Origin of the sequence: Streptomyces sp. NPDC001231 (assembly GCF_042896885.1) — a bacterium.
In the GTDB taxonomy this organism is placed as follows: Bacteria; Actinomycetota; Actinomycetes; order Streptomycetales; family Streptomycetaceae; genus Streptomyces.
Window position 1 is genome coordinate 20,882 of sequence record NZ_JBIAXS010000053.1, and the last position, 11,520, is coordinate 32,401.

Below are 11,520 nucleotides of genomic sequence, written 5' to 3' on the forward strand. Positions count from 1 at the left end.
TGGATCCGCAGGCTGATGCGGATGGGACGCCGTTCTGCGAAGGTGGCCTCCGTGTGGGAGTGGGAGCCGGACGCCCTGGTGGCGGCGCTGGGGCTGACGTGCGCGGCCGCCGGATGGCTGGCGGTGGCGCTGGTGCGCACGAGGCGCCGGTGGCGGACCGTCGTGGGAGAACGCGGCTGGCTGCTGGAGCGGGAGCGGGAGAGCGCCGCCCGAACCGCGGTGGCGGCCGAACGCGACCGTATCGCCCGTGAGTTGCACGACATCGTCAGCCACAACGTCAGCCTCATGGTGGTTCAGGCCGGGGCCGCGAGGGAGGTGCTGGACACCATGCCGGACGAGGCCGCGGCGGCCCTGAGGGCCGTGGAGGACGCGGGGCGCGGCGCGATGACCGACCTGCGGCACCTGCTGGGCCTGCTGGCGCCGTCACAGAGCGGCGAGGACACGGACTACGAGGACCTGGTCGAGGGCGCGGAAGGCGACCGCGGAGCCGCGGGGCCGGCGCCGCAGCCCGGCCTCGACCGGCTCGGCCCGCTCGTGGACCGGATCTCGTTCGCCGGACTGCCCGTGGAGGTACGGATCTCCGGCGAGCCGCGCCCGCTGCCCGAGGGCGTCGACGTGACCGCCTACCGCATCATCCAGGAGGCCCTGACCAACGCGCTCAAACACGGCGACGGCGGCAAGGCCGAGGTGACCGTGCGGTACGCGGACCACGCCCTGCGGGTGGAGGTGCTGAACACCGGCCCGAGCGTGCTGACCGGCACCGCGCCCGCGCCGCCCGCCTCGGCACCCGCCGCCCCGCGACACAGGGACGGCACGGGCCGCGGACTTCTCGGTCTGCGGGAGCGGGTCGCGGTGTACGGAGGAGACCTGGACGCCCGGCGCCGACTCGGCGGCGGCTACCGGGTGCGGGCACGCATCCCCCTGGACCGCCCATGACGACCGCCGCCGCCGGGCCCGCTCCCCGCGTCCTCGTCGCCGACGACCAGACCCTCATCCGAACCGGCTTCCGGCTGATCCTCACCGCCCGCGGCATCGACGTCGTGGGTGAGGCGGCGGACGGCGCGGAAGCGCTGGCGGCGGCAGCCGAACTCAGGCCGGACGTCGTCCTGATGGACATCCGCATGCCGAACATGGACGGCCTCGAAGCCACCCGCCGCATCCTGGAACGACTTCCCGACTGCCGGGTCCTCATCCTGACCACCTTCGACCTGGACCGCTACGTCTACACCGCCCTGTCCATCGGGGCCAGCGGCTTCCTGCTGAAGGACGTCACTCCGGAACACCTGGCGGCGGCCGTACGCCTCGTCGACACCGGCGACGCCCTGCTGGCCCCATCGATCACCCGTCGCCTGGTGGAACGCTTCGCCTCGGAGCCCACCCGCACACCCGCCGTACCCACCGACCTGGCCACCCTGACCCCCCGCGAACTGGAAGTCCTGACCCTCCTTGCCCGCGGCCTCTCCAACGCCGAACTGGCCACCGAACTGACCCTGAGCGAAGCCACGGTGAAGTCCCACGTGGCCCGAATCTTCGCCAAGCTGGCACTCCGGGACCGGGCTCAGGCGGTGGTGCTCGCGTATGAGACGGGGCTGGTGCGGCCGGGGGACTTGGGGGCGAGCAGACCTTCGGGCCCGTGACCGGTCACATGGCACACGCGGTGGTGCCGCCTCCCTGGCCGCCGACACGGTTGTCAGTACCGCCGGGTACTCGCGGTTCCATCGGCATTGCGGCCCGACGGGTTTCCGCTCCACTTCGGTGGAGTCTCGAAGGACATGCCCCCACCCGCACGGGTCATTTCGTGCTGCCTGGGGGAGGTCCCTGCTGCGCAACGTCCTCTTCGAAGGACGCCGTATCGTCGCCGCCGGACGGGCGGAAACGCCAAACGCCTCGCAGGGTGCCGGTAAGACCAGGACGAGAGTCCCGGCACAGCGCGTTGAAGCAGGAAGCCCTCGGAAGGGTCGGACGACCCAGGCCGGTATCCCTGGACTTTGGGCCAGGGAGCACGTCAAAGGCCCATGACCACCACGCGGTCGCCGCACAGCTTGCGCAGGTCGTCCACGTCGGAGGTGAAGACCGTGACCGGCCCTGGCTGTCGCAGCGCGACGGCGGCCAAGGCCGCATCGATGGCGTACTTGTGCCCGTGGAGACCGGCCTCCTTGAGGAGCCCGATGGCCTCCTGGGCGATCTCTTCGGTCACAGGCTCGACGTGAACACGGGAGAGTGCCCAGTGCCAGGCCGGGAGGTACGTCCTCACGTCGTACGCCTCGATCAAGGTCATCGAAGTGGTCATGACGCGGATGCCGAGCCGGTGGGCGTCCTTGACCCGGACACCTGTGCGGCGCTCGCCACGCACCCAACGGGACAGGCCCTCGCAGTCCAGAACGTAGGCGGCGTCTCCCGTCACGCTGCTGTCCCCCGCCGCTGTCCCGGCGCGGGCTCGACCGGCTCACCGGCGGCAACCCGCTGGGCGCGGGCCAGCTCGGCATGCCGGCGTTCGATCTCGCGGCGCTCGGCCTCCGCCTCGGCCAGCTCGGCCTCGGTGACCTCGCCGTACTCCTTCTCCCACCAGGCGACCGCTTCCCCGAGACGGTCCTGCTCCCGCCGGCGCTCTATGGCGTGTGTGACATAGCGGCTGAACCCGCCGGGGCCCACCTCGGCCCGGATGGCCTCGGCCAGCTCTTCGGGGAGCGTCACGGTGTACTTCTTGGTTGCCATACCATCGACCATACCGATGGTTCGGAGGCAGGCCAACCCGGATCGGAACGGCCCACACGACCGTGTGAGTGGTCAAGGGTGCGAGATGACGGTGCGGTCGCGAGTGGCGGCACGCACGAGGCCGGCCGGCCAGGGTCAGTTGCGCGAGGTGGTTTCCCGGACCCAGGGCAGCGCGAACCGCTCCATCAGCACCAATGCGAAGTAGAGCAGTATGCTCATCAGCCCGATCAGGATGATCGCCGCCCAGGCAGTGGCGACGTCGCCGACCCCGCCGGCCTGCACGATCAGATAGCCCAGGCCGCTCTCACCGGCCTGGAACTCGCCGATGACCGCGCCGATCGCGGCGAGCGGCATGGCCACCTTCAGCCCGACGAAGATCTGCGGCAGCGCGGCGGGCAGCCGTACCTTCCGGAACGCCTGCCAGCGCGAGGCGTCCAGCGAGCGCGCCAGCTCGGCCAGGTCCGCCGGGGTCGACGTGAGGCCGGTCGCGGTGGAGAGCACGATCGGGAAGAAGCAGAGCAGAAAGACCATGGTCAGGACCGGCTTCTGCCCCCACCCGAGCGCCCCCACGAGCAGTGGCCCGAGCGCGATCTTCGGAACCGCGTTGACGGCGACCAGCAGCGGCGTGAACATCCGCTCCAGCAACGGCGAGCCGGCCAGCGAAAGCCCGATCAGAACTCCGCAGGCGGTGGAGAGCGCGAAGCCGACAAGCGTCTCCACCGTGGTGTCGCCGGTGTGCTCCAGGAACCGGGCCGGGGCTGTTGTGAACGCCGAGAGCACGGCACCGGGCGGAGGCAGCACCACCGGGTGGACCGCTTTCAGCACCGACGTGAGCAGCCACCACACGCCCAGGGCGACCAGCAGCCCGGCCGAGGGCAGCAGCACGGTGCCGGTACCCGTCCCGCGCCGCAGGCCGGATCGCGGCACCGGCACCGGCACCGGCTCCGGGCCCGCCGCTGAGGTCTGCTGCGGCGGCGAGAGTTCGGTCATCCCATCCTCCTCGGGTCGCCCGGCACCTCCCTCTACCCGGGCCGCTCAACGCGGAGTCGGGCGGCAGTGTCGAGACTTCCCGCCGGTCGCCGACGGGGAGCACTCGTTCGGACAACCAGTGTGATCAGGCTTTCGGTACGAGGTCGAAGTCGATGATCTGCTCAGGGGTCATGCCCTGCGGCAGCGCACCCGCATCCTGCAGGATCGCGATGCTTTTCGCGACCCGCCCGGAGTCCAGCGTCCCGATCGCGGAGCCGGAACCGCCGGGCGCGACGTACGCGGCCATCAGGTCCAACTCGGCTGCCGCAGCAGCCGGGTTCGTGGCGTCCACGTTCCGCTTCAGGATCTCGGCGGCCTCCTTCGAGTGGGCCAGGCTGTACTCCAGGCCCTTGAGCAGCGCGGCGGCGAACCGCTTCACCATCTCCGGCTTCTGCTCGGCGATCTTCGTCGAGGTGATCAGTGCGTTTCCGTAGAGATCGGGCATCACGTCGCTGTACGGCAGGAGGACGGCCTTCTTCTTGGTCACCGCCTCGATGGTCGGCTTGCCCACCACGAATTGGCCGATGCCGTCCACCGAGCCGCCGGCGAGCGTGCCCATCAGGGTCTGCGCGTCGCCGTTGACCCAGGTCACCTTGCCGGCGTCCATCCCGGCCAGCCGGGCGTACGTCGGGAAGAGGTTGCGTACGACGGAGCCGGGTGTGTCGGCGAGACGCTTGCCCTCGAGGTCCTTCGGGGCGGCGATGCCCTTGCCCTCGGTGGTGGCGATCGCGGCCATGGTGCGCTGATGGATGGCGGCCACCGCGACGAAGTCCTTCGCCTGGCCGCCACCCATCTGCAGCAGACCGCCCGTCAGGTCGATCGGGCCGAACTGCGCCTGGCCGCTCACGACGGTCGAAATCACGCCGCCGGTGCCCTGGCCCGGCTTGATCTCCACATCGAAGCCGGCCTCCTTGAAGAACCCCTTGTCCTTCGCGACCCAGGCGTACGCGTCCCGGCCGAAGTTGCCGAACGAGGTCAGGTAGGTCACCTTCTCCAACGACGCCGTACCGTCCGCACCGGCAGCCGTGTCGGAGTCGGATCCGCCGCACCCCGACACAAGCGCCAGCACCGTGGCCAGGGCCATCGCGGCGACCGTACGGGCGAGTCTGTTCATGTGCACCGTGTGTGTCCTTTCCGACCGCTGACCTGTGCCTGCGGAGGGGGTCGTAGAGACAGAACGGCGTAACGGAACCGCCGAGTACATGACACTTCGCGCCAGTGACAGGGTACGAGAACCCAGCCGGTGTGACACCAGGTGCGAAGAAATCGCTTACAGGACGACAGGTACCGCTGAGCCGCCTGATCCGGCTAACCTGACCGGGGGTTACAAACCGGCCGGCATTGTTCATCGCCAGTGGATAGTGGATGGGGGAGACCGCCGGATGATCGGACTCACCGGTGTATCCCGGACCTTCACCAGCCGGTCCGGTTCCACGGTGGCGCTCCAGGGCGTCGACCTCCACATCGCCGAGGGCGAGTTCGTGGCGGTGGTGGGCCGGTCCGGGTGCGGCAAGTCCACGCTGCTCCGGCTGATCGCCGGACTGCTGCCGGTCTCCGAGGGTGAGATCACCATCGGCGGCGAACGAGTCACCGGAGCCCGGCGGGACGTCGCCATGCTGTTCCAGCGGCCGGCCCTGCTGCCCTGGCGGTCCGTTCTCGACAACGTCCTGCTGCCCGTGGAGATCTTCGGCTGGCGCAAGGCCGAGCACCGGGCCCGGGCGCACCGGCTGCTGGAAACGGCCGGCCTGGGCGGCTTCGAGAAGCACCGGCCGCACGAACTCTCCGGCGGTATGCAGCAGCGTGTCTCGCTGTGCCGGTCGCTGATCGGCGAGCCCCGCGTGCTGCTCATGGACGAGCCGTTCTCCGCGCTCGACGCGCTCACCCGCGCGGAACTCGCGGCGGAGCTGCAGCGGCTCCACATGGAGAACTCCGCCACCGTCGTCTTCGTCACCCACTCGATAGACGAGGCCGTGCTGCTCGCCGACCGTGTGGTGGTGCTCAGCCCGCGCCCGGGCCGGATCCGAAAGGTGGTCGACATCGACATCCCCCGGCCGAGGACGCTGGGCCGTACCGCGCACCTCGGCGAAGTGGCCCGGTGCAGCGCCGACCTGCACGAACTGCTGATGGAACGGGACCTGTCGGCGCCGGCCGGCGTGGAAGGGCGATGACCGTGCGGATCTGCGTCTTCACCGAGCCGCACCGCGGCGCCGACTACGACGATCAGCTGCGCTTCGTACGACTCGCCGAGGACGGCGGGTTCGAGGGTTTCTTCCGGGCCGACCACTACCAGGCGATGGGCGCCGATCCCGGGCTGCCCGGCCCCACCGACGCGTGGCTGACGCTGGGTGCGCTCGCCCGGGAGACCTCCCGGATCCGGCTGGGCACCCTGGTCACCTCGGCCACCTTCCGGCTGCCAGGCCCGCTGGCCGTGATGGTGGCACAGGTCGACCGGATGAGCGGCGGGCGGGTGGAGCTGGGCATCGGCGCCGGCTGGTACGAGCGGGAGCACACCTCGTACGGCATTCCGTTCCCGGCCGTCGGGGAGCGCTTCGACCGGCTGGAGGAGCAGCTGGCCGTGATCACCGGCCTGTGGCGAACACCGGTCGGCGAGAGTTTCAGCCACCACGGCGACCACTACCGGCTGGACGACGCGCCCGCACTGCCGAAACCGGTGCAGGTGCAGGGGCCGCCGATCATCGTCGGTGGCCGCGGCCCCAAGCGCACCCCGGAGCTGGCCGCCCGGTACGCCGACGAGTTCAACATGCCCTTCAAGTCGGTGGCGGAGACGGCGCAGGCGTACCAGCGGGTGGCCGAGGCGTGCGACCGGACCGGCCGGACCGACTCCGGCCGGCCACCGCTGGTGCTCTCGGCCGGTGTCGTGGTCGCGATCGGCCGTACCGACGCGGAGGCGCAGCGGCGGGCCGCTCCGCTGCACGTCAAGAGCGCGCTGCCGCCGGAGGATCCGGTGGTCGGATCTCCGGCCCAGCTCGTCGAGCGGCTCGGCGAGTTCGCCGCGATCGGCGCGAGCCGGATCCATCTGCGACTGACCGACCTCACTGACCTCGACCACCTGGAACTCATCGCGAGTGAGGTGCTCCCGCAACTGGAGGACGTGAAACCCGGGGCACCGTGCGCAGCGTCCTCAGCGCTTCAGTCAGGTCCGCTTTCGATGGTACGAGCTGAGCTGGATCAAGCGTCAAGGCCCTGAACGTGCTCCTCGAAGGGCGCCGATTCCCAAAGAAGTTGCGTTGGTACCCGGCCTTGGGACAGGTCCCAGCCTTTGTGGCCGGCCGCTTCGGCCAGGTTGTATCCCGACGGCCGGCCCGTCGGCCGGCCGGTACGAACCGGCCTTTCCGGCATGGGTGGCAGCCACCCGTGAGGCGGATCGGAGGCGGGAAGTGGCGTGCGGGGGCGTACTCCAGGAGTGCGGTCCGTACGTTGGGTCAGCGTACGGACACGTTCGGTGGACAGTGCGGATTCGGGTTGGCCACGCTGGTCGTTCTCCAGCAGGTGGAACCGGCACGTGTGCCTCTGGAGGTGGGCCTCGTATGACGACCGACCACGTTGAACCGGCGGCTGGCGCGGAGTGCGAGCGGGGACTGGGCCCGGCGGACAGCCTGCGGACCTTCGGGGCTGTCGTCCAGGCGCTGCGCGAGCATGCGGGGCTGAGTCGGGTGGAGTTCGGAGAGCTGGTGCGCCTCTCCAAACACACGGTGAAGTCCCCCGCGAGGCCTTCACCTCCACCGGCCCGGCAGCCGTGGTCACCGACCGGGGCTGGTGATAGCCGTTGCGCACCACCAGTCGACGGCCCTGGTCGTCCGTCGATCTCCCAACTCGACTACGTAGGCATTGACTTCGGCCTCTCCGTGGACACCCCGCTGCACCCGAGGGACTTGGAACAGAAGTACTCCACTCACGCCTTCTTCCGGTTGCTCTACATCGCCGCGCTGCGCGGCAAGGCCCGGGACTGGGCGACCAATATCGCCGTCAGCGTCCAACCGATGAGCAGCGGCGCAAAGATCGAGTACCACCACGTCTTCCCGCGAGCCCGCGTTCAGGCGACGTACGCCAAGGAAGAATGGAACAGTCTGGCCAACCTCGCTTTTGTGACGGGTCAGACCAACAAGATGATTGGCTCGAAGCTGCCCGCCGAGTACATGGCAGCAGTCGCGCCGGAGCGTCTGGCCGAACAATGGATTCCCGACGCCCCAGAGCTGCGGTCCCTGGACCGATTCCCCGACTTCTTGGCCGCACGCAGGCGCCTGCTGGCCAACATCCTCAACCGGCTACTGGGCCTTCCCACTTACGATAGGCAGGTCACCCACCGGGACATCGACGAGCCGCCTGCCGACGAGGAGGTGATCGCGGAGGAGCCTACCGCGCCGACCCTTGCGGGAGCGGCTGTTCAGGAACTCCGCACGGAAAACGGCGTTGAGATCCACGCGACCTATGACGGCCGACGTGTCAACGGCTACTACAATCCTTCATCCCGAACCGTGACCATTCCCTCCGGCCCCGGTCGAGGAGAGTACGACTCTCCCAGCGGAGCGGCGGTCGCCCTGGTACGGGCTCTTAACCCGCACGTCAATCCGCAGCGCAACGGGTGGTCCTTCTGGACGGTCACTGCCACTGGGAAGCTTTTGGAGAGCATCCGGTAGCGCGACTGCCGCATTGACTCCCGCTACTTACCGCCACGTTCGTGGGGCCTGACGTAGGTGTGCCCCTTCGGGAGCTTGCGGGAGCCGGCGAGACCGGCTCTCCGATGCGCCTCCGCGTACGCGGCCCGGGCTGAGTCGCTGGCCTGCTTGCCCAGGTGGTCGATCTTCATCAGGTGCCCGGCCACACCGTGATGGGAAGAAGCGCTCGGCAGATGCACGACTCGCTGTCGCTCATTCTTGCGCTTGGGTAGAAGGAAGGGCGTGTAGCAGACTAGGCGAATCCTCCTTTCGCCGGGCCGGGCGGGGAAGTTTAGGATGCCCTCGGGTGCGCAGCTCCCTGTCTCCCACGTGAGGCGCCTACGGCTGAGGAGCCTGTTCGCTGCCGCCCGGACGGCATCGCTCGAGTACCGTTGGGGTCCGCGGTGGCTACGAACGTTGCTGATCAGGTTCTCCATTGGCAGGAGTGCGCGTCCCTCCTCATCCAGGTAGCCGAGCTTGCGGATCGTCTCCTGCACCAACCCGTCGAGTGAGGTGGTGCTGCCGGCCTGGTTCTGCGTCGGGCTTGCTGGAAGTTCCCGGGCGATGATCCGAGGGTCGTAGTCGTAGAGGAATCGCTTCCTGGCAATCATGACCGGACGTTCCAAGGGACTGAGAAACAGACTCAGTTGGCCCTGGTGCAACTTGGCTGTGACACGTGTTCCCGTCATGATGTGCGTCTGCGGCCACCGGATCCCTCGGAGGCGTTCCTTTGCGTCCTTCTTCTTGCGGGGAGGAGCATCCAACAGCACGGTGGGGAAGGCCCGGCCATCGTGGAGATGTACGACTTTTACTGTTCGCATTCGGCGCACGGCCTGCGGAGGCAGCGGACACACCCCGTCGTTCAGATGATGCTCGCGGATCACGAACGTCCACTGGACCTCGGACTCTGTCACGATCACGTCGTGCGGCTTACCAGGATCCGGTTGCTGGATCACCACGGCCTGATCGGGACCAGTGTGGCGCTCGTCCTCGCTCGCCATTTTGCGAGGTACGGGTACGGCGCCCGACGCGGCGGCGCGCGGCTCAGGGGTGCTTGCGCCAGCGGAGATTCGTTGCCTATGGCAGTTCGCGCAGTACACCAGAGTGGTGCCCGCATCCGCGGTCTCGACGGCGACCATGTCGTCCACGGTCGTCCGGTGGCACTGCCCACAGGTGAAGGAGAAGGGCGCGGCGAGACGCAGCAACGTCCAGCCGAAGTGGGCGGGCGTGCTCTCGAGGATCTTCGCCCCCTGCAGCAGGGAGCCCTGAGCGTTCATGGTCTGTCCTCCTGTCGCGCACCCCCTGCACGGATCGTGACGGATCCGCGCACCCCTTCGGTGTCAGCCGCCTGCCGGGGTGTCGAGCCATCCCTCAAGGACAACGAGCTGTTCGCCAACCATACCTAGAGAATACGGACTTGAGCGTTGCTGCTGTGACAAATTCGCGTCATGTAACTTGTAGATCGCCGGGGCTATCCCGCCGATCGCGTCCGCCTCCACCAGGAACGAACTCGGCTCACCAGACTGAGACGTAGGGACTGCCGTGCGCCAGCTCGACCGGAGCCCTGTCCACCTTTCCGTCGGTTCCTGCGGGGAGCGGTCCGGACGCTGGTTCATCCGCGCCGCGGCCATCCGCATCGACCGGGCGACGGTGTTCGTGTCATCCGCCATGGAGATCGCTGGCCTCGTCCGCTGCCGGTTCGGATGGGCGGCCCCGAATTGCCACTCTCATCCGTTCCGACCGAGGAAGTGCTCCACGACAAGAGTTAACTGCTCGATCCAGTCGTCCAGTTCGTCCTCGTCGTGGGTGGTGACACGGCACGAACGCGTGGAGCCGTCTTGTAGGTGGATCGTGACTGTGAGGGACAGGCCGCGCCCCGACTCGCTGTGGGTGATGGCACGGACTGCGTACCACGGGAAGTCGACAGGACGGCCATTGACGCCGAGAGAGATTCCGTGCGCATCGGCGACGACGGCGTTCTTGTGGTCCATTGCGAGGAACTCCTGTCCCTCGGCATCCGGGGGCGTGGGCGGCCCGAAACCGGGCGGCGCCGTCGGGGGCGGAACCATCGGAACGGGTGGGTAGGGCGAAATGGCGGAGGCCGTCGGCGGGTGTGCGGCAGGCTGCTGGGCATGGGCGGGCGGGAACGGGGGAGGTGGAGCAAACATGGTCGGCGTGTAGGCGGGCGGGGTGCTTGCCTGCGCAGGCACAAACTGGTCCAGCAGTTGTTCGGCAGTGGGCCGCTGCTCCGGATCCTTGGCCATGCAGGCGGCCACCGTCGGCCGCAGCCCCCCGGGCACGGCCGTCAGGTCGGCCTTCTGGTGGACCGAGCGGTACATCAGCATCATCGGGGTACCTTCGCCGAAGGCGCTGCCGCCGGCCGCTGCGACGAGGACGGCACCCAGCGCGAAGATATCCGCGGCAACGGTGACGGGCAGCCCCTCCGCCTGTTCCGGCGCGAGGAACCCCGGAGTGCCGAGCGCGGCCCCCGTGACCGTGAGCCGCGATCCCTCGAGCACCCGGGCGATGCCGAAGTCCACGACTCTGGGTCCGTCGTCCGCCATGATGATGTTGCCGGGCTTCAGGTCGCGATGGACCAGGCCGCAGGCGTGAATGGCCTGCAGCGCCTCGGCGAGGGCCAAGGCAAGCCGGCGCAGGGCCTCTTCGCCCATCGGCCCACGGGCGACGAGCAGGCCGGCGAGGGACGGACCGGGGACATAAGCGGTGGCGAGCCAGGGCGCCGGGGCATCAGGGTCAGCGTCCACCACCGGTGCAGTGTGGAAGCCGCCCACCGCCCGGGCGGCCGTGATCTCCGCGCGGAAACGCTCACGGAACCCCGGGTCCCTGGCCAGTTCCGGCTTGGCAACCTTCACGGCCACGCTCCGTCCGCCACGCGATCTCGCCAGATAGACGGTGCCCATTCCGCCCTCGCCGAGCACCCGCTCGATCATGTAGGCGCCGATTCGCTGCACGCCGAATCCCCCCTGCGTTTCGTGCCGTGTCACCTTAACTTGAAATTAAACCTTCGGTGATCGTTCGGGGATCGAGTGGTTCACCCACATGGGAATCTGCCGGACATGACGACGACCTCCCTTTCACG

At 68.9% G+C, this 11,520-nt stretch carries 11 protein-coding genes; 5 read left to right on the forward strand and 6 right to left on the reverse strand.

Translation table 11 applies throughout. The annotated features are described in order from the left end of the window. The first annotated feature begins 21 nt into the window (after positions 1-21). Entirely contained in the window at positions 22-936 is a 915-nt protein-coding gene (locus ACFY3J_RS37565; RefSeq protein WP_384185401.1) for a sensor histidine kinase, read from the forward strand. After that, positions 933-1,637 (forward strand): response regulator, encoded by a 705-nt coding sequence (locus ACFY3J_RS37570; protein WP_384185398.1) that lies wholly within the window; start codon positions 933-935, stop codon positions 1,635-1,637. The genes ACFY3J_RS37565 and ACFY3J_RS37570 overlap by 4 nt, the downstream gene beginning before the upstream one ends. Positions 1,638-2,005: 368 nt before the next feature. Here ACFY3J_RS37570 and ACFY3J_RS37575 read toward each other — a convergent pair whose 3' ends face one another. The 4 genes from ACFY3J_RS37575 to ACFY3J_RS37590 form a co-directional block, all read right to left on the reverse strand. After that, positions 2,006-2,404 (reverse strand): hypothetical protein, encoded by a 399-nt coding sequence (locus tag ACFY3J_RS37575; protein ID WP_384185395.1) that lies wholly within the window; start codon positions 2,402-2,404, stop codon positions 2,006-2,008. Continuing rightward, positions 2,401-2,715, reverse strand: coding sequence for a hypothetical protein (locus tag ACFY3J_RS37580; protein WP_384185393.1), 315 nt, complete (start codon positions 2,713-2,715; stop codon positions 2,401-2,403). Before ACFY3J_RS37580 ends, ACFY3J_RS37575 begins: the two co-directional genes overlap by 4 nt. 135 nt (positions 2,716-2,850) lie before the next feature. Continuing rightward, positions 2,851-3,705, reverse strand: coding sequence for an ABC transporter permease (locus ACFY3J_RS37585; RefSeq protein WP_384185390.1), 855 nt, complete (start codon positions 3,703-3,705; stop codon positions 2,851-2,853). A 124-nt stretch (positions 3,706-3,829) separates the two neighbouring features. Then, complete coding sequence (locus tag ACFY3J_RS37590) at positions 3,830-4,858, reverse strand: ABC transporter substrate-binding protein (protein WP_384185587.1); 1,029 nt, start codon at positions 4,856-4,858, stop codon at positions 3,830-3,832. Between the two features lie 268 nt (positions 4,859-5,126). Between ACFY3J_RS37590 and ACFY3J_RS37595 the strand changes: the two genes are divergently transcribed. The 3 genes from ACFY3J_RS37595 to ACFY3J_RS37605 all read left to right on the forward strand — a co-directional run bounded on the left by ACFY3J_RS37595 (position 5,127) and on the right by ACFY3J_RS37605 (position 8,402). Continuing rightward, the gene (locus ACFY3J_RS37595) at positions 5,127-5,912 is read left to right on the forward strand and encodes an ABC transporter ATP-binding protein (RefSeq protein ID WP_384185387.1); all 786 of its coding nucleotides are present in this window, start codon (positions 5,127-5,129) and stop codon (positions 5,910-5,912) included. Then, positions 5,909-6,952: an LLM class F420-dependent oxidoreductase gene (locus ACFY3J_RS37600; RefSeq protein WP_390842777.1), complete on the forward strand. Its 1,044-nt coding sequence runs from the start codon at positions 5,909-5,911 to the stop codon at positions 6,950-6,952. The genes ACFY3J_RS37595 and ACFY3J_RS37600 overlap by 4 nt, the downstream gene beginning before the upstream one ends. Positions 6,953-7,292: 340 nt before the next feature. Then, complete coding sequence (locus ACFY3J_RS37605; RefSeq protein WP_390842778.1) at positions 7,293-8,402, forward strand: hypothetical protein; 1,110 nt, start codon at positions 7,293-7,295, stop codon at positions 8,400-8,402. Between the two features lie 23 nt (positions 8,403-8,425). Here ACFY3J_RS37605 and ACFY3J_RS37610 read toward each other — a convergent pair whose 3' ends face one another. Together ACFY3J_RS37610 and ACFY3J_RS37615 are read right to left on the reverse strand one after the other, a co-directional pair. After that, a complete protein-coding gene (locus ACFY3J_RS37610; RefSeq protein ID WP_390842779.1) occupies positions 8,426-9,697 on the reverse strand; it encodes a hypothetical protein in 1,272 nt (423 codons plus the stop codon). A 450-nt stretch (positions 9,698-10,147) separates the two neighbouring features. Beyond that, positions 10,148-11,392 (reverse strand): serine/threonine-protein kinase, encoded by a 1,245-nt coding sequence (locus tag ACFY3J_RS37615; protein ID WP_390842780.1) that lies wholly within the window; start codon positions 11,390-11,392, stop codon positions 10,148-10,150. Positions 11,393-11,520 lie beyond the last annotated feature (128 nt).